This is a genomic window from Salipaludibacillus aurantiacus, from assembly GCF_900111295.1.
Taxonomy (GTDB): Bacteria; Bacillota; Bacilli; order Bacillales; family Salisediminibacteriaceae; genus Salipaludibacillus; species Salipaludibacillus aurantiacus.
On the sequence record NZ_FOGT01000003.1, the window covers coordinates 293,651 to 312,345 of the forward strand.

Genomic DNA, 18,695 nt, shown 5'->3' on the forward strand with positions numbered 1-18,695 from the left:
CCGGTCAGCCTACTTGGGCGAGACCGGTTTAACTTTGTTAGTTTTCCTCTCTTTTTCTCTTTAAAATTTCCTTCTCAAGCGATTTAAAAGCTTGAATAAACTCCTCCGGATTTTTTTTTACCATATAAGAAAACACGCCCTGGCTCGTATGAATAAATAATAATCCTTCCCCTTTCGGGAGTTTACGGAAAGACATATCAAATATTTTATCCGCAGGGAATTCACGGTGCTTTGTCATTAGTTTATCTTCATATAGATATAATGTCCGTTCATCTTCTATATTCTTTTGTTCTATACTGTTTACTTCTCTTTGAACCTTAAAATAAGGCTGAGTGGCGATCAATTTCATCATTAACCTCCTTTTTTACTTGATCTGTTAATCAGGACAGGTATAAGTTGAGTTTCAAATATGTGTGTGAGGGAAAACTAATAATGCGAAAATAATCGAAATTTTTTCTATAAAAAAATATTAAAAACCTCTTCACAAATTCAGTTATATATATTAAAATGCCGATATAATGAGATATACAACGATATATCAGTTTAATCTTCCTAAACGCAATTATATGAGGTTTATTCCTGCTTTTCGACTGTTTATCGCATCACACCCATTCCCTAAGGAGGTCTTCAGAATGAGACAGACATTTTTTGGCATGAGCGTCGTCTTCTTCTTCGCAGTGGTGGGCCATTTCTTCAGTTAATTTGCCCTCCCTGCCCTTTTAGCACCCTTAATCGGGTGCTTTTTTTTTTGGTTTGTTAATTTTATTGTCATTTTAAATATTCCGGGACGCCTGCAGCAAAACCTGCAAGCTGAACTTCTCGATACACAATCTGTTTTAAAAGTCCTTTTTCACTGGGGACAAGAAGGTGAAATAAACTCCTGACATAAGTCCCTACCCGACAATCGGGGAAATGACACGTGAAAGGAACAGAAGTTTTGCTCCCTGGGTGAGACAAATTTCCCCTTTATAGATCACGATATCCTGTCATTAAACATTATTTTTCCGGCATCAGAAGTCTTGCTATTCTCCAGTCTCCTAAGCCTGTAAAACTTGAAAGTTGAGCGTGAGTAGAGAAAATCTCCCGTAAACTTGTTATAATATTTGTGTACAGCAGACTCTTATGAAAGGCTGTGATTCTGTATGGATATATTTACAGTGCCTGATCCATCAGACAGCGGAATGGGCTATGCCTATATTATTATGATCTTTGTCTTTATCGCTGCATCTTTTACAGTATATAAATTAAAAAAATCTGCACAAAAAAATAAAAAGCAGGAAGTGCCAAAAGCTTACGAAATGTATGAAGCGGAAGACAAAAAACAGTAACTCCGAATATAGCTAAAGCACGGGAAGTTTATTCAAACCCGTGCTTATTTTATTTTCTATACGTGCAGAGTTTTATTATGAAAGGAGCAGGACAGTGATGAACGAACCTTTTAAACACCACAGCAATTCCCGCTTAATTTTAAAAGAATGGTCAGAACTTTCGCCAGGTCTGATAGCTGGATTCACGACAAAGAACGGCGGGATAAGCGGCGGCCCCTTCCACACTAACAATTTAGGTTTACATGTAAATGATAATTCTGAAGACGTGGCAGCTAACCGGAGGCAGTTAGCTGAAGAATTAGGATTCCCGCTTTCTAAATGGGCTTGTGCTGACCAGATTCATCAAGACCAGATCGTTAAAGTTACAGAAGAACTTACCGGATTCGGCACAACGAATTATGATGACAGCATAAAAGGAACGGATGCCTTTTATACGAATAAAAAAAATATATTACTGACGTTGTGTTACGCTGACTGTGTACCTGTATATTTTTATGCTCCTGAGCAGGGGTTTGCAGGGATTGCACATGCCGGATGGAAAGGGACAGTCAAGAATATTGCAGGTAAAATGGTGCAGCTATGGGAAATGACTGAGAATATCCCTGCCGCTTCCATTCATGCAGCAATTGGCCCTTCCATTGACAGCTGCTGCTATATCGTTGATGACCGGGTGGTCACTCAAGTTGATGAGGCACTTGAAAACTGTCCAGCAACAAGTACGGCTCCATACGAAAAAATCAGTGAAGGGCAGTACCGCCTTGATTTAAAAACTGTAAACAAATTGCTCCTTCTTCAGGCCGGGGTACGTGAAGAAAATATTCATGTATCAACCTACTGCACCAGCTGCCAGAATGACCTTTTCTTTTCACACCGGAGAGACAAAGGAAAGACAGGCAGAATGCTCAGTTTTATTGGTGTAAAAGACGAGCAGTAATGCCCAGGCCCTCCCGTCTGCTTGATGGGGATTAGCCATAAGCCTTACCACCGCCATTCAGGGCGGTCACTTAGCACCAATGTTACTTTACTATTAATTATTAAGAAGCAAGTTGATTTTCCTGCTGACCAATGGTAATCTGGAAATAACTTCATACAAGATCCACTAGGGGTGCCTGTAAAGGCTGAGACAAGAAAGGAATCTTGATCCCTTTGAACCTGATCTAGTTTATACTAGCGTAGGGAAGTGGTGCAGCAGCTCGTGATGTTTTTAATCATGACTACCAGTTAATACATCCGTGTCCGTTACGCCATTCCTTTCCGGGAATGGCTTTTTAGTTTATAACGGCACGTCTCTTTCTCCCCGTTTTCCTGTGGATCTTGGAAATAAAAAGGAGGATATTGTTATGACTTTTACTGAAGACTTGCGTCATGAAACAGAGGAATTGTTTAAAGCCTGCTATGATCATCCGTTTGTTCAAGGTATTGGGAAAGGGGAACTCCGGAAAGAGCAGCTGCTTCATTATGTGAGACAGGACTATGAATATTTAAATGCAATGATCCAGACGCGGGCTTTAACTATGGCTAAATGCACGACACGTGAAGATATGGCTCTATTAAACGAAGGGATCTCTTTTATCTTAAATGACGAAACCCATCCCCATAATAATTTTTGTGAACAGGCAGGGGTAAAATATGAGGACCTTCAAGGAGAATCCCTTGCTCCTGCTGCCCATCATTACAGCCAGTTTATGCTCCAGGCAGCATCAAACGGGACTTTAGGTGAAGCCTTGGCAGTTGCTTTGCCTTGCCCTTGGATCTATTTGTATATTGGAGAGAAACTTATGGAAGACTTTCAGCCGGATGAAAACCACCCGTTCTATCCATGGATTTCTTTCTACGGCGCTCAGGAAATGCCCCGCATCCAAAAAACAATCGACCGCTTAGATGAACTTGCTGTAAATGCTTCAGAAAAGGAAATGGCGGATATGAAAAAACATTTTTATACAGCTTGCCGAATGGAATACATGTTTTTTGATATGGCTTATACTGTACAGAAATGGCCGGTATAGGGCCTATAAAGAAGCTGTCCCGAAAGTCAGGCTTTCGGGACAGCTTCTTATCAATCCTTACCGGAACAGCGAGACATATTTAGCCATAACTTTTGACAGCCCGCTCTCAAACAGTTTTTCACGCCAGTATAAATCCCCTGCATTTTTAACGATTTCCCCTCTTGATGGATAAGGATAGACGCTGTTTGAAACCTTACTGAAAGAATCGTCATTAGTTTTCATATAGATCAGCTGCTGCATCCAGTCACTTGCATGTCCTCCTGCCGCGTGCGCCCCCAGGATTTTCCCTTTCTTATCAGTGATTACTTTTACGACTGACAGCTTGTCCTGTTCGGCAATCATCCGGTCAACACGGCTGCAGTCCATTGAATAGACACGATAGTCACGGCCTTTTTCTTTACGAACTTCCTTTTCTGTTTTACCAAGATGAAAGATTTCAGGATCAGTATAAAAAGCCCAGGGGACATTCTCGTAAGACACTTTTCTTTTCAGTCCGAACACCGCATTTGCCACAATGGTTTTTCCTTCATGTCCGGCAGCGTGTGTAAATGGAAATGCTCCGTTAACGTCACCAGCTGCATAAATATTGGCCTGGGACGTCTGTAACGTTTCTTTTACTATTATTTCACCTTTCTTATTCACTTCCACTCCGGCTTTTTCCAATGCCAGACCTTCTGTGTTGGGCTTTCTGCCTGCAGCTATGAAAAGCGTATCGGCTTCTAATTCCTGCGAGTGTTCCCCTCTAATAACAACGAACGTTTTCCCTTCTTTTTTTATGACTTTTTCCACTGTAGAGGAAGTAAGCACAGTCATTTCTAATTTTAATTGTTCTCTTACAGGCTTGGAAATGTCCTCGTCCTCTTTCTGCAGAATTTCGGAAGCTGAATCAACAATTGTGACGTGCACCCCCAGTCTGCTGAGCGCCTGCGAAAGTTCCAGTCCTACCGGTCCTCCGCCAACCATAACCATTCGTTCCGGCAGATTTTCCATATCAAACACCGTTTCATTTGTTGCTACTTTAAGATGCTCTATCCCTTCAATAGGAGGAATCACAGGGCTGGAACCTGTGGCAATAACTATTCGCTTTCCTTTAATAATCGAACCCGAAGATAATTGAATATGATGGTTATCTCTAAAGCGTGCTCCCGCAAAAATTACGTCGATACCGAGACCACGAAACCTCTCTTCACTGTCATGCTCCTGAATAGACGCTACCGCTTCCTTTACTTTTTCTTTAGCTGTCTGCCATCCAGGTTTACCATGTACAGTTAAACCAAATCTCTTTGCTGATTTATAAAGCTGATGAACCTCTTTTGCTGCTGCAATAAGAGCTTTAGAAGGAACACAGCCGTAATGGAGACAATCTCCTCCCAATGTGTTCTTTTTTTCTATTAAAGCGACTTCAGCACCAAACTGGGCGGCTCCTGCTGCCACAGTTAATCCTGCTGAACCGCCTCCTATTACTACTATATCGTAGGTTTTCATAGTCTTCCCCCTTTTCGGCCGCCTCTCTTGCAGGCTCTGTTAAAGGTTTTTTTCCAGTACGGTATTCCCCGAATCCACGGAAAGTAGTCGGAAAAGCGGTTCAGTCTTAACAGCGCCACTTACAAATGGTTTAACCTTTTTTTTAATAATAAAGGAACTAAGCTTACGACAAGAAATAAGGACAATGCAAAAATAATGACTGTCATGTCCCCCGACGCAAAACTGGAACCAAGAAAACTGTAAGCAAAAGTAGCAGGCACTATTCCAATAATCGTTCCAATCAGAAAATGCCGAAATGAGATTTTAGAAATACCTGAAAGATAACTGATAAGATCGAAATTTAAAACAGGTATCAGACGCAGGCTTAAAATATATATAAATCCGTTTCTTTCAAGCTGCTTTTGTATTTTTTCAGCTTTGCCTGTCCAATTTTTTGCTGCAATACTTTTTCCGAGTTTTCTTGCAATCCAGAAAGAAAGGGTCGCTCCTCCGGCTGCACCTGTAATAATTAGGGCCATTCCAAGAAACGGACCAAATATTAAACCTCCTGCCAGAGATAAAATTGAAGCGGGAAACAGGACGAGGGGGCGAAAAATATAAACCGTAACAAATACTATTGGCCCGGCCCAACCGAATTCGTGAAAGACCGTTTTTATATCTTCAGGCCCCAGATTTACATAGCGCCAGTTAAACCAAAAAAGAAAACCTATAATGAAAAGAACACTGGTTATTTTTATTATCGAAACAGGTTTTATATTATACATAAACTTTAGCCCCTCTCGTAACAGGAATATAGTAAACATACCATATCCCCTCACACTAATCATTTATAATTATTCAGAATTAAACAAGGAAATTTTTACTCATACCGTCATGCATTAGCTGAAGACAAGCCCCTGGCAAGCGTCCGACTGGCGAACTGAATTCACTGCAATTACTATTTATCAGAGTAAGTACAAAAGCGAAAAACCGAACAAAAATCATATGATTTGTTCGGTTTTCTTTACTATTCTTTTGTCCCAGCCACTTAAGTCCTACACATACCTTTTCGATATCTTTTTTCCGTCATAGCAGAAAACGATTTTTCTGTCTGCCAGCACCGTTTCCATATGAACCGGCCTTCCCCAGAGCTGGTGCAGATATGGAAGAGTTTTTTCCAGATATTTTGTATCAAGCTCTACCCCTTCAAATTCATGAGTTAAATACAGCTCTCCAGCTTTTAAATAATCCCCGTTTTTTACAGTTATAAATGGGAAACCTCCGTTCACCCTGCTTGTTATAAGCTGTTCACGAACTTCTTCCCAATCTTTATCCACAATTTTATAATCTCTTCCATGTTTTTGAAATAAATACATATCTTCCTGAGCCGCTAAATCTTTTGTTAAATAATTTCTAATAAAAGAGATATCAGATTCTATTTCTCTGACTTCAAAGATTTTTTCTCTCCCGCTGCCAGGTTTGACCCCTTGCCGCTCCCTCATTTCTTCAGTCGGATTGTCATATCTTTTTTCTATGTCTTCAAATATTTTCAATCCAAGGTAATAAGGATTAATTTGGGTTTGGGAAGGCTGGACCACCCCCGCATTAAGCTTTGCGAACTCAATCGATTCATCTGATGTGAGATCCATCTCTCTGATAATCCTCTGATGCCAGTAGCTGGCCCATCCTTCATTCATAATTTTTGTTTCAAGCTGAGGCCAGAAGTAGAGCATTTCTTCGCGCATCATTGTTAATATATCTCTTTGCCAGCCTTCAAGCTCGTTACTGTAGTGCTCAATAAATAATAAAAGGTCTTTTTCCGGCTCAGGGGGAAACGCCTTTTTCTTCCTTGCAGGAAACGGCTTGTTTGTCTTTTCTTTCTGGTCTAAATTCCATAAATCATCGTACGGGCTTTCTTTCTTCTGGTCTTCTTCTTCATCAACCTCTACCCAGACATCCTCCATGGACCAGCTTAACTTGGAGCGCTGGAGCCCTGGATCAATATGTTCCTGAATAGCCAGGACCGCATCAAGAAATTTTTCTACTTCTTCTTTACCGTGTACCGTCTCATAATGGTGGACTCTTTCAGCGGTGGCCGTCATGCTTTCAACCATATCTCTTCGGGTATTTGAAAACCGGGCGTTATTCTTAAAGAAATCACAGTGGGCGAGTACGTGAGCTATTATCAGCTTATTTTGTATTAATGAGTTCGTGTCAAGTAAAAAAGCATAACAAGGATCAGAGTTAATGACTAATTCATAAATTTTACTTAAACCTAAATCATATTGAAGTTTCATTTTATGAAACTGTTTTCCAAAGCTCCAGTGATTAAAACGCGTCGGCATACCGTAGGCACCAAACGTATAAATAATATCCGCGGGACACACTTCATATCTCATCGGGTAAAAGTCAAGCCCGAAACTTTCCGCTATTTCAGTAATTTCTTCAATGGCACGGCCCAGTTCCAGTTGTCCGCTCATTTAGCTTCCTCCTTGTTTTCCGGTTATTACAACTTATGTGTGAGGCAGCTAAATGATGAGAGATTTGCCTAATCAATCACCCATTAGAATAACTTCTTCTCTCTCAAACCTTACAGGGATAACCGCCTTGAGGGTTTAAAACGTTTACCTCGCTGACTGACATCCGTTCTTATAATAAAAAAACATCCGAATCACATTCATTAAAAGATTGGTTCGGATGTCTATAAGATTGCTATTCTGTTGTCTCAGCCTTTAAGTCTTTTTCTATAATATCAACCGGGAATTTCACAAAAAATACTGTCCCGTCATCACCAGTTTCAAAATCTATTTCAGCATTGTTCCGTCTTGCAATACTGTAACAAACAGAAAGCCCCATCCCCTGATGGCCGGGTTTTGTAGATAAAAACGGCCTTCCTAATTCTTCAATTATACTGTCTGAAATGCCTGGTCCTTCATCTTTGACTGACAACACAACTTGGTCATTTTCAACCTCAGTTTTTATAGTAAGAGACTTATTACTTTCCATTGATTCCAGTGCATTGGCCGCCAAATTTAGAATGAGCTGCCGGATTTCTATTTCATCTATCAGAGTATCAGGAAGTACAGAAGCCATTTCTATTATAAGTTTTTTTTCATCCACGGCCGACTGAGCCATGATTACCGGTTTTATTTTTTGAATACAGTCATTTAAATTGTATCTATTAATTTCATTTCTTTTGTTATCAGCCAGAGTTAAAAAGTCTTTTATAATTTCATCCGTATAGTCCAACTCCGACAGCATAAGCTCAATGCTGTCAAGGTGCCCCTTAAACTCCTCTCTCATTTGAAAAACTTGCAAAAATCCTTTTACCGTCGTTAGCGGATTACGGATTTCATGTGCAAATCCGACAGCTATATCTCCAACCAGCTTAAGTTTATCTATTCTGTCTTTCTGCTTCAGCATTCGTTTGTGTTCGGATATTTCTTCCTGAAGTTTCCGGTTTTGAGCCTGGATCTCATTTGTTTTCTCTTCGACAAGATTATTCAGATAACGTTTATGTATGTCGAGTTCCCATTCTATTTTATTTTCATCAGTAATATCAGAAATAGTAAGAATTGCCCCTTTGACGTTTCCTGTATCGTCAAACAACGGAATAGCAGAATTAAGGATTGTTGCTTTCTTTCCGTCCAGCCTGATAATTTCAATGACTTCACCGAAGGTTGACTCTGCTTTTTCTACAGCTTTCACTACCGCCCATTCTCCAACAGCTATTTTTTTGCCGGTGTTTTTGTAGTATCCTTCATAATTGTCATAAATAGAATGGCGGGTCAGTTTAGAAGGGTCTCCCCCCCATATTTCAATAATTTTTGTGTTCATATGCTTAAACTCGCCCTTAGCATTTGCAACTAATACACCAAAAGGCAGGGCATTAATAATCATGTCAACATTTAAGTCTAAGTCGATGTTTCCATCCAGAAAATTACCAAACTTTCCATCCATTATTAATCCTTCCTTTACATTAACTGTCTAAGTCTATTTAAACAGTAAGCTGTTCTTTGAAGCAATACATTTTCTAATAAATTATTAAACTGTTCTTCCGGAGAAAATTACTAAACACCCCTTTTCGTGAGCAGCGACTGTTTTGCTCGGCTGAGACCCGAAAATTGAAAGCGCTTTAAAAAAATTTACAATTTATCAGAAAATTTAATTTATTTAGCTCAACTGCAAGGATGTAAGCGGTTACTATATGACTGATAGTTTTGAAATGTTAGAATTTTTAACAAATAGCTGTTGACCTTCACTGTTTTTGGCTGTATTATTGGCGTCAATATCATATTTGTTGGCCATAAGTTACACACTTGAAAGACTTAAATTTTCCCGCAACGGCCTTTTTTCATTTTTAAAATTTGGAGAGTAAAAACTCTGAAATTAGAATGAACGGAAGGCTAATATTAGTCCTTATAATTTTAACACGTTACAGCGTCTAAACTTTAAAGAAAGGAGTGGATCGGTATGAGCAGCCAGTGGATTTTTCTTGGAGGCAAATTTGTTAAAAAGGAAGAAGCCGTCGTTTCTGTTTATGATCATGGATTTCTATATGGTGACGGGGTGTTTGAAGGCATTAGGGTTTACAGCGGAAATGTTTTTAAACTGGATGAACACCTTCAGCGCCTCTTTGAATCTGCACAATCAATAATGCTAAGCATTCCATACGAGAAGGAGGAATTGGAGCAGATTATTGTAGACACGGTCAGAAAAAATAAACTGGATAGTGCTTATATCCGAGTAGTCATCTCCAGAGGACGGGGAAACTTAGGACTCGATCCTTCCTCCTGTTCTGAGCCCCAAGTTATTGTGATTGCTGAGGCGCTCGCGCTTTTCCCTAAAGAATTATATCAGCGCGGCCTGCGAGTCGGCTCAGTAGCCAGCCGGAGAAACAGGCCGGATGTACTCAGTCCTCAAGTTAAGTCGCTGAACTATTTAAATAATATACTTGTAAAATTGGAAGCTAACCAGGCCGGTGTAGATGAAGCCCTAATGCTGAATGATCAAGGGTACGTTACTGAAGGCTCTGCTGATAATATCTTTTTAGTAAAAAACAACACTATTTATACACCTCCTGTTTATCTTGGAGCACTTGAAGGAATCACCCGGAATGTTATTATTGATCTTGCTGAAAAGCATGGGTACGAAATGAAGGAAACACCGTTTACACGGCATGATGTTTATGTTGCCGATGAAGTTTTCCTTACAGGCACAGCTGTCGAAGTTATTGCTGTCGTTGAAGTAGATGGGCGAAAGATTCAGGACGGCAAACCTGGTAAAGTAACAAATCATCTATTATCAGAATTCAGAAAAGTCGTCAGAACGGACGGTGTTGCTTGCTACGAATCTTCTTCAACCGGTAAGGCTATCGTCAGCTAGTCTGAATTAAAAATTTAATATCTTTAAATCGATGATGGGAAAAAAGGTTTAAGGGACTGTATTCACAGAGAACCGGGGTCGCTGGAAGCCCGGTAATACAGCTTAATCCGACATCCTCCCCGAGTGTTATGCTGAACAAGTCAATTTAGTAGGCATAATCAGGTGTATGAACGCACCTGTTACCAAAAGAAGCAGCAGATAATCTGTCCTGCTTCATGAGACAATATTCGCGAGAGTATTGTAAAAACGGGTGGTACCGAGAAAAGTAAAGGCCTTTTCTCCCCGCTGAACATTTAAACCTGCAGAGCAGGCTCTGAATGTCACGGGAGAAACAGGCCTTTTTATATTGGACATAAATTGGACGCCTTGTCCAACTTACACTATAAGCCTATATTTTCAGGAGGGAAGATAAAGTGAAGGTAGATACTAAGCCAAAAACAAAGCCCGAAGCCGCAGTGAAAACAGGTGCAGATATTCTCGTAGAGTCATTGCTTGAACAGAAAGTGGAAACAATTTTCGGTTACCCTGGAGGGGCCGTCCTCCCTATTTATGACGCTTTATACCGGTCAGACGGGGATTTCGAGCATATCCTTACCCGCCATGAACAGGGAGCGATCCATGCCGCGGAAGGTTATGCGAGGGTAGCAGGAAAACCGGGTGTCGTTATTGCTACCTCAGGACCAGGAGCTACTAACCTGGTTACAGGAATAGCAGATGCCATGATGGACTCTCTCCCACTCGTCGTTATTACAGGGCAGGTTGCCACCTCTGTCACAGGGACAGATGCTTTTCAGGAAGCAGATGTGATGGGAATCACGACACCTATTACAAAACACAATTATCAGGTGCAATCCAGTTATGAACTTCCAAAAGTCATAAAAGAAGCATTTCATATTGCTTCCACTGGCAGACCAGGACCTGTAGTGGTTGATATTCCTAAAGATATTTCAGCAAACTTGTGTACAGAAACAGACCAGTCGGCATTTCACCTGCCTGGGTATCAGCCGACAATAAAGCCTAATCCGCTTCAGATCAAAAAACTGACAGAAGCAATTAAAAAATCGAAGAAACCATTAATTCTAACCGGTGCAGGCGTTATTCACGGGCACGCCTCCGATATTTTATTAGAAATTGCTGAAGAATACAGCATTCCTGTGACATCCACCCTGCTGGGTCTCGGGGCGTTCCCGGGTCAGCACGACTTGTTCCTCGGTATGGCTGGCATGCATGGAACGTATACAGCAAACATGGCGATCGCCGAATGTGATTTACTCATCAATATCGGTGCAAGGTTTGATGACCGTTTAACAGGGAACCTAAATTACTTTGCCAAAAATGCAACTGTCGCTCATGTAGATATTGATCCTGCAGAAATAGGCAAAAACGTACCGACTGATATTCCGATCGTATCTGATTCAAAAGCTGCGTTAGCAGAGCTTAAGAAACAGTTAAAAGAAGGGCCGGACCACGAGGAATGGATGGATCAGCTTAACCAGAATAAGATGGCTTATCCGCTTTGGTATAACAACCCTCCTGAAGAGATGGTTCCTCAGTGGCTCATGAAATCCCTCTACCACGCTACAAGAGGTGAAGCGATTGTGACCACGGATGTGGGGCAGCATCAAATGTGGGCGGCACAGTATTATTCTTTCGGACGCCCAAACCGCTGGGTCACATCAGGAGGGCTTGGCACTATGGGATTCGGCTTCCCTGCAGCTATCGGTGCCCAGCTTGCAAAACCAAAAGATCCTGTTGTCGCTATTGTAGGTGACGGTGGTTTTCAAATGACTTTACAGGAATTATCAGTCCTTCAGGAAAGAGGCCTTCCTGTTAAAATCATTATCGTTAATAACGGCGCACTAGGGATGGTAAGGCAGTGGCAGGAAGCGTTCTATGATAAACGTTATTCTGAATCGATTGTCGGGGTGCAGCCGGATTTCGTGAAGCTGGCTGAAAGCTATAACATCCGCGGCATGAAAATAGAGACACAGAAGGAATTTACAGATATTATTCATGAGGTCATGGCTTACGACGGCCCTGTACTCATGGACTGCCGGGTACTGCAGCAGGAAAATGTCTATCCAATGATTGCTCCCGGTAAAGGAATTCACGAAATGGTAGGTGTGAAACCATGAAACGAATCATCACAGCAGTCGTTCAAAATAGAAGCGGAGTGCTAAACCGTGTTACAGGACTCATGCATAAACGGCAATTTAATATTGAAAGCATCTCCGTAGGCCGAACAGAAACTGAAGGAATTTCGAAAATGACCTTTGTGGTTCACGTAGAAGACCACCAAAAGCTTGAACAGCTGACAAAACAATTAAACAAGCAGATTGACGTCCTGAAGGTCACCGACCTGTCAGATAAAGCTATTGTAGCGAGGGAACTTGCCCTGATTAAAGTAGTCAGCAACGCCCACCACCGGAATGAAATCCAAGGCATGATTGAACCGTTCCGGGCTTCCATTATTGACGTGAGTAAAGACAGCCTGTCCATTCAGGTAACCGGGAAACCGGATAAGATCGAGGCGCTCATTGATTTGCTCCGGCCATACGGCATTAAAGACATTGCACGTACAGGCCTTACAGCATTCGCTCGCGGGCACCAGCCGCAAGTGGCGGAAATGACGTCCTACTCTCTTCTTAAATAAGACATTTTTACAGGACAGTAAAAATTCTTAGAAATATATTAATAAATTTAAAAATTTCAAATTTCAAATTTCAAATTCGAAAGGATGTATTCAAATGACAAAAGTACTTTACAATCACAATATTCAAGACGAGGTTCTAAAAGCTAAAAAAATCGCCATTATCGGTTACGGCTCCCAAGGCCATGCACATGCTTTAAATCTTAAAGAAAGCGGATTTGACGTCGTAGTAGGTCTTCGAAAAGGAAAGTCATGGGATAAAGCTGTTGAAGACGGAGTTCAGGTAGAAACTGTTCCGGATGCCGTCAAACAAGCCGACGTCGTAATGGTTCTTCTTCCTGATGAACGCCAGCCGAAAATCTATGAAGAACAAATTAAACCGAACCTTGAAGCAGGAAATGCGCTTGCTTTTGCCCACGGGTTTAATATCCATTTCAGTCAGGTAGAGCCTCCGGAAGACGTCGACGTTTTCCTTGTCGCTCCTAAAGGACCAGGCCACCTTGTCCGCAGAACGTTTGAAGACGGTGCAGGCGTACCGGCCTTATACGGTGTTTACCAGGATGCAACCGGCCAGGCTGCTGAAGTAGCTCTCGCTTATGCAAAAGGTGTCGGAGCCGGTCGCGCCGGAATTCTTGAAACGTCATTCCAGGAAGAGACAGAAACAGACTTGTTCGGTGAGCAGGCAGTTCTCTGCGGCGGAATTACAAGCCTGATTAAAGCAGGCTTTGAAACTTTAACTGAAGCAGGCTATCAGCCTGAAGTCGCTTACTTCGAGTGTCTGCACGAAACAAAGCTGATCGTTGACCTTCTCTATGAAGGAGGACTTGCCGGAATGCGTTACTCTATTTCTGACACTGCCCAGTGGGGAGATTTCGTATCAGGCCCGCGTGTCGTTAATGAAGACACAAAAGCGCGTATGAAAGATGTGCTGACAGATATCCAGACAGGTAAATTTGCAAAAGACTGGATTCTTGAAAACCAGGCAAACCGGCCTCAGTTTAAAGCAATTAATACAAAAGAAAACCAGCACCAGATCGAAAAAGTTGGACGTGAGCTTCGCGAACTGATGCCATTTGTCAAGCAGCAGTCTAAAAAGAAAAAGGATGTGGTCACCCATGGCTCACGTTAACGTCTTCGATACAACTCTTCGGGACGGTGAACAATCGCCAGGCGTTAACCTTAACCAATTAGAAAAACTTGAAATTGCAAAACAATTGGAAAGGTTCGGCGTCGACGTGATGGAAGCAGGCTTCCCTGCTTCCTCACAAGGCGATTTTGAAGGCGTCCGTGAGATTGCACGCCATATACGCGGTGTTTCAGTGGCCGGATTGGCAAGGGCCAAAAAATCAGACATTGATACAGCATGGGAGGCTCTAAAGGAAGGTTCGGATCCACGATTGCATATTTTCCTTGCCACCTCCCCTATTCACATGACCTACAAGCTGAAAAAAACGCCTGAGGAAGTCATGGAAACAGCTGAAGAAATGGTACGATATGCCCGCCGGAAATTCCCTAAAGTGGAATGGTCAGCTGAGGATGCTTCCCGTTCCGACCCTGAATTCCTTGTAAAAATAATCGAAAAAGTGATAGATGCCGGAGCAACTGTCATTAACTTGCCTGACACTGTCGGTTACACTACTCCATATGAGTACGGAAAACTGTTCAAATATGTAAAGGAAAACGTCCCGAATATTGACCAGGCCATCCTTTCGGCACACTGCCACGATGATTTAGGAATGGCAGTTGCCAATTCTATCGCCGCCATTGAAAATGGCGCTACCCAAATTGAAGGAACTATTAACGGAATTGGCGAACGCGCCGGCAATGCTGCATTGGAAGAGCTGGCGGTCGCCCTTAATATCCGTAAAGACTTCTATCCTTTTGAAACAAACCTGGTTTTAAAAGAAATTAAGCGGACGAGTGATCTGGTCAGTAAACTGACAGGAATGGCGGTTCCCCGCAATAAAGCTGTTGTCGGGCAAAATGCGTTCGCACACGAATCCGGAATCCACCAGGACGGCGTACTTAAAAACGCCTCTACCTATGAAATTATCACCCCTGAGCTTGTAGGAGTACAATCTAACAATCTCGTAATGGGAAAGCATTCCGGAAAACATGCGTTTAACGACAAAGTAAAACAGTTAGGCTACGAGCTTTCAGAAGAAAAACTCGCTGAAGCCTTTAAAACATTCAAGCAGCTGACAGACCGTAAAAAAGAAGTTACCGATGAAGATCTATTTACCATTTTAACGGAAATTCAAACCTATTCAGACGATGTTAAAAGATATCAGCTTCAAGCTTTCCAAGTCCAGTATGGTTCTTCAAACCTTCCGACTGCCACAGTAGCGCTTATTGCTCCGGATGGATCAAAACTCGAGACAGCTTCAACAGGACAAGGAAGTGTAGAAGCTTTATATAACACTCTGGATTCTATGATTGAAGAGAAAATTCACCTGACAGACTTTCATTTAAGTTCAATCGGAAGAGGCCGGGATGCTCTTGCGCAGGCCCACGTTAAAATGGTCGTTAATGACGTGCCTGTAAGCGGCAGAGGCTCTTCACAAGATGTATTGGAGGCTTCGGCTAAAGCTTTCTTAAATGCTGTAAACCGGGCTTTTTACCAGCCGGCACCTGTTAAAGACAAAATGGTTCAAGCTCATACAAATTAAAGGAGGTCCACTATGAATAAAAAGATCGTTCTTCTCCCCGGAGACGGGATCGGTGTTGAAGTTATTGAATCCGCAAAACAAGTGCTTGAAGCCATTTCAGATGAATTTAACCATACTTTTTCCTTTGAAACCCATGCCATAGGAGGAGCTGCTATTGATGAATATGGCACTCCTCTTCCTGACGAAACAGATCAGGCCTGTCAGAAGGCTGACGCTGTGCTGTTAGGTGCCGTCGGCGGTCCAAAATGGGATCAGAACCCTTCACACTTAAGACCGGAAAAAGGGTTGCTCGGTATTCGCAAGTCTCTTGGTCTTTTCGCAAACCTTCGTCCGATTCAGGGTTTTGAGAACTTGCTGCATGCTTCTCCATTAAAGCATGAGGTAGTCAAAGACAGCGATTTGCTGATTGTCCGGGAATTAACCGGAGGTCTCTATTTCGGGACTCCGAGTGAACGAAGAAACAACGGCCAATCGGTTGTAGACACGCTTGCCTACGACCGCGAAGAAATTGAACGGATCGTTGAAAAAGCTTTTCAGGCAGCAAGTATCCGCAGAAAACAGTTAACATCTGTAGATAAAGCCAACGTCCTGGAATCAAGTAAACTCTGGCGTGAGATCGTCGAAGAGAAAAAAGCAGATTATCCCGATGTACAGGTCGAGCATATGCTGGTGGATGCTGCAGCTATGAAACTGATCACAAATCCTGCCTACTTTGATGTCATTGTTACGGAAAACATGTTCGGTGATATTTTAAGTGATGAAGCATCAGTATTGACTGGCTCATTGGGCATGCTTCCTTCAGCAAGTTTGAGGGAAGACGGTTTCGGCTTATACGAGCCGGTGCATGGCTCAGCCCCGGATATTGCCGGCCAGGGGCTTGCTAATCCTTTAGCAATGATTTTGTCTACAGCGCTGATGCTACGTCATTCCCTGCATCTCGAACATGAAGCAAATGTCGTAGAAGCGGCAGTGCAGGAAGTACTGGATAACAAATATCATACAGGTGACTTAAACATTAGAGGCGGCCATAAAGTAGGCACAGAAAAAATGACCCAACTGGTCGTTGACTGTATTAAATCAAATAATACCACTAAAAGCATTATGAGCTGTTATGCCTAAAGGAGTGACACACATGGCAACACCGAAAACAATCATTGATAAAATTTGGGAACAGCACGTCGTACACCAGGAAGAAAACAAACCGGACTTATTATATATTGATTTACAACTTGTCCATGAAGTGACTTCTCCCCAGGCGTTTGAAGGACTGAGGATGAAAGGCCGCAGTGTCCGCCGCCCTGACCGGACGTTTGCTACTATGGACCATAATGTACCGACTGTTGCCCGTCATATTATTAATGATCCTGTTTCAAAAAAACAAATGGAAACTTTGCAGAAAAACTGCGAGGAATTTAATGTTCCTCTTGCGGATATTGACCACCCCGACCAGGGGATCGTCCATGTGATCGGGCCGGAACTCGGCTTGACTCAGCCTGGAAAAACAATTGTATGCGGCGACAGCCATACATCCACCCACGGAGCTTTCGGCGCGCTCGCATTCGGGATTGGAACAAGTGAAGTAGAGCATGTGCTTGCTACTCAGACACTCTGGCAAGCCCGTCCGAAATCAATGAATGTAAAGGTAAATGGACGACTTAACCCTGCTGTAACAGCGAAAGACTTAATTTTGGCTATTATTGCTAAATTCGGAGTTAAATTCGGCACAGGGTATGTCGTTGAATACACCGGAGAAGCGATTCGGAACCTGACGATGGAAGAAAGAATGACAGTGTGCAACATGTCCATTGAAGCAGGTGCAAGAGCAGGCTTAATCAGTCCTGACGCCACAACTTTCGACTACTTGAAAGGGCGCCGCCATGTTCCTGAAGGAGAGGCATTTAAAAACGCCGTCGATTACTGGTCCTCCCTCGCTTCCGATGAAGGGGCAGCCTACGATGCCACTGTAGAAATTGATGCGGATGAGGTGGAGCCTCAAGTCACATGGGGAACCAACCCAAGTATGTGTATCCCGGTAAGCGGACATGTCCCGGCACCTGAAGATGGACGTTCTGCTGCAGATAAAGAAGAAATTGAACGGGCTTTGGAATATATGGGACTTGAAGCACATCAGCCTATATCTTCAGTTACGGTCGACCACGTTTTCATCGGCTCCTGTACTAATTCGCGTCTGAGTGATTTACGCCGGGCCGCTAAAGTAGTCGAAGGTAAGAAAGTCCACCCTTCTGTTAAAGCTATGGTGGTCCCAGGTTCGCAAACAGTCAAAAAGGCGGCTGAAGCTGAAGGCCTCGATAAGACCTTTACAGATGCGGGATTTGAATGGAGAGAAGCGGGCTGCAGTATGTGCCTGGCTATGAACGATGACATCGTTCCACCAGGAGAAAGATGCGCCTCCACATCGAACAGGAATTTCGAAGGCCGCCAGGGTAACGGAGCAAGAACTCACCTGGTAGCTCCTGAAATGGCAGCAGCCGCTGCTGTAGAAGGCCGCTTTGTAGATGTGCGCAGCTATTTAACCGCTCCAGTATAAATCCGAAACAGTCAGGAGGTATTATTAATGGAACCTGTAAAACATCATACTGGCCTTGTCTATCCATTAAACCGTTCCAATATTGACACCGACCAGATTATCCCTAAACAATTTTTAAAACGTATTGAACGCCAGGGTTTCGGCCAGTTTTTATTCTATAACTGGCGTTATGATAATGAAGGAAATCCCAAAGAGGATTTTTCATTAAACGACCCTGCTTATGAAGGAGCATCTATTTTAATTGCCGGTGAAAATTTCGGCTGCGGCTCCTCGCGGGAACATGCGCCGTGGGCTCTTCAGGACTTCGGTTTCAAAGTGATTATAGCACCGAGTTTCGCGGATATATTCTATAATAACTGTGTGAAAAATGGTATTCTGCCAGTTCAGCTGCCGGAAGAACAAACTTCAGAGCTCGTTAAAAAAGCGGAATCAGGCAACTACAATTTATCCGTAGACCTGAAAAATCAAGTCGTGTACGACGATACCGGTTTTGAAGCTTCATTTGAAATAATAAACTATTTAAAAGAAATGCTTTTAAACGGATGGGATGAAATTGCCGTGACTCTCACCCATCAGGATAAAATTGACGCTTTTGAACAAGCGCAAGAGAAAACCACCAGCAAATAAAAGCTGGTGGTTTTTCCG

At 42.6% G+C, this 18,695-nt stretch carries 16 protein-coding genes and 1 riboswitch; of the genes, 11 read left to right on the plus strand and 5 right to left on the minus strand.

Features of this window, described 5'->3' with window-relative positions; translation table 11 throughout:
• Nucleotides 1–37 precede the first annotated feature (37 nt).
• Nucleotides 38–349 (minus strand): hypothetical protein, encoded by a 312-nt coding sequence (locus tag BMW59_RS05320; RefSeq protein ID WP_093048338.1) that lies wholly within the window; start codon nucleotides 347–349, stop codon nucleotides 38–40.
• Nucleotides 350–1,142: 793 nt separating this feature from the next.
• On the opposite strand from BMW59_RS05320, the gene BMW59_RS05325 reads away from it, so the two are divergent.
• The 3 genes from BMW59_RS05325 (at nucleotide 1,143) to tenA (ending at nucleotide 3,334) form a co-directional block, all read left to right on the plus strand.
• Nucleotides 1,143–1,328, plus strand: coding sequence for a hypothetical protein (locus tag BMW59_RS05325; protein WP_093048341.1), 186 nt, complete (start codon nucleotides 1,143–1,145; stop codon nucleotides 1,326–1,328).
• A 97-nt stretch (nucleotides 1,329–1,425) separates the two neighbouring features.
• Nucleotides 1,426–2,262 (plus strand): peptidoglycan editing factor PgeF, encoded by an 837-nt coding sequence (gene pgeF / locus BMW59_RS05330; protein WP_093048344.1) that lies wholly within the window; start codon nucleotides 1,426–1,428, stop codon nucleotides 2,260–2,262.
• A 157-nt stretch (nucleotides 2,263–2,419) separates the two neighbouring features.
• Nucleotides 2,420–2,524, plus strand: a riboswitch (TPP riboswitch).
• 144 nt (nucleotides 2,525–2,668) lie between these two features.
• Nucleotides 2,669–3,334 (plus strand): thiaminase II, encoded by a 666-nt coding sequence (tenA, locus tag BMW59_RS05335; RefSeq protein WP_093048347.1) that lies wholly within the window; start codon nucleotides 2,669–2,671, stop codon nucleotides 3,332–3,334.
• Nucleotides 3,335–3,391: 57 nt separating this feature from the next.
• Here tenA and BMW59_RS05340 read toward each other — a convergent pair whose 3' ends face one another.
• The 4 genes from BMW59_RS05340 to BMW59_RS05355 form a co-directional block, all read right to left on the minus strand.
• Nucleotides 3,392–4,819, minus strand: a complete 1,428-nt coding sequence (locus tag BMW59_RS05340) for a dihydrolipoyl dehydrogenase family protein (RefSeq protein WP_093048350.1) — start codon at nucleotides 4,817–4,819, stop codon at nucleotides 3,392–3,394.
• Between the two features lie 119 nt (nucleotides 4,820–4,938).
• Nucleotides 4,939–5,583: a TVP38/TMEM64 family protein gene (locus BMW59_RS05345; protein WP_177174192.1), complete on the minus strand. Its 645-nt coding sequence runs from the start codon at nucleotides 5,581–5,583 to the stop codon at nucleotides 4,939–4,941.
• Nucleotides 5,584–5,853: 270 nt separating this feature from the next.
• Nucleotides 5,854–7,278, minus strand: coding sequence for a SpoVR family protein (locus tag BMW59_RS05350; RefSeq protein ID WP_093048357.1), 1,425 nt, complete (start codon nucleotides 7,276–7,278; stop codon nucleotides 5,854–5,856).
• A gap of 232 nt (nucleotides 7,279–7,510) precedes the next feature.
• Nucleotides 7,511–8,758 (minus strand): two-component system sensor histidine kinase NtrB, encoded by a 1,248-nt coding sequence (locus BMW59_RS05355; protein WP_093048361.1) that lies wholly within the window; start codon nucleotides 8,756–8,758, stop codon nucleotides 7,511–7,513.
• Between the two features lie 513 nt (nucleotides 8,759–9,271).
• Between BMW59_RS05355 and ilvE the strand changes: the two genes are divergently transcribed.
• The 8 genes from ilvE to leuD all read left to right on the plus strand — a co-directional run bounded on the left by ilvE (nucleotide 9,272) and on the right by leuD (nucleotide 18,677).
• Nucleotides 9,272–10,183: a branched-chain-amino-acid transaminase gene (gene ilvE / locus BMW59_RS05360; protein WP_093048364.1), complete on the plus strand. Its 912-nt coding sequence runs from the start codon at nucleotides 9,272–9,274 to the stop codon at nucleotides 10,181–10,183.
• 413 nt (nucleotides 10,184–10,596) lie between these two features.
• Nucleotides 10,597–12,318: an acetolactate synthase large subunit gene (ilvB, locus tag BMW59_RS05365; protein WP_093048367.1), complete on the plus strand. Its 1,722-nt coding sequence runs from the start codon at nucleotides 10,597–10,599 to the stop codon at nucleotides 12,316–12,318.
• Nucleotides 12,315–12,836: an acetolactate synthase small subunit gene (gene ilvN, locus BMW59_RS05370; RefSeq protein ID WP_093048370.1), complete on the plus strand. Its 522-nt coding sequence runs from the start codon at nucleotides 12,315–12,317 to the stop codon at nucleotides 12,834–12,836. The genes ilvB and ilvN overlap by 4 nt, the downstream gene beginning before the upstream one ends.
• A 94-nt stretch (nucleotides 12,837–12,930) precedes the next feature.
• Entirely contained in the window at nucleotides 12,931–13,962 is a 1,032-nt protein-coding gene (ilvC, locus tag BMW59_RS05375; RefSeq protein ID WP_093048373.1) for a ketol-acid reductoisomerase, read from the plus strand.
• Nucleotides 13,949–15,502 (plus strand): 2-isopropylmalate synthase, encoded by a 1,554-nt coding sequence (locus BMW59_RS05380; protein ID WP_093048376.1) that lies wholly within the window; start codon nucleotides 13,949–13,951, stop codon nucleotides 15,500–15,502. Before ilvC ends, BMW59_RS05380 begins: the two co-directional genes overlap by 14 nt.
• A gap of 12 nt (nucleotides 15,503–15,514) precedes the next feature.
• Nucleotides 15,515–16,621, plus strand: a complete 1,107-nt coding sequence (gene leuB, locus BMW59_RS05385; RefSeq protein ID WP_093048380.1) for a 3-isopropylmalate dehydrogenase — start codon at nucleotides 15,515–15,517, stop codon at nucleotides 16,619–16,621.
• 13 nt (nucleotides 16,622–16,634) lie between these two features.
• The gene (leuC, locus tag BMW59_RS05390) at nucleotides 16,635–18,050 is read left to right on the plus strand and encodes a 3-isopropylmalate dehydratase large subunit (protein ID WP_093048383.1); all 1,416 of its coding nucleotides are present in this window, start codon (nucleotides 16,635–16,637) and stop codon (nucleotides 18,048–18,050) included.
• 27 nt (nucleotides 18,051–18,077) lie between these two features.
• Nucleotides 18,078–18,677 carry a 3-isopropylmalate dehydratase small subunit gene (gene leuD / locus BMW59_RS05395; protein ID WP_093048386.1) on the plus strand — a complete coding sequence of 200 codons (600 nt, stop codon included), beginning with the start codon at nucleotides 18,078–18,080 and terminating at the stop codon, nucleotides 18,675–18,677.
• The last annotated feature ends 18 nt before the right edge of the window (nucleotides 18,678–18,695 follow it).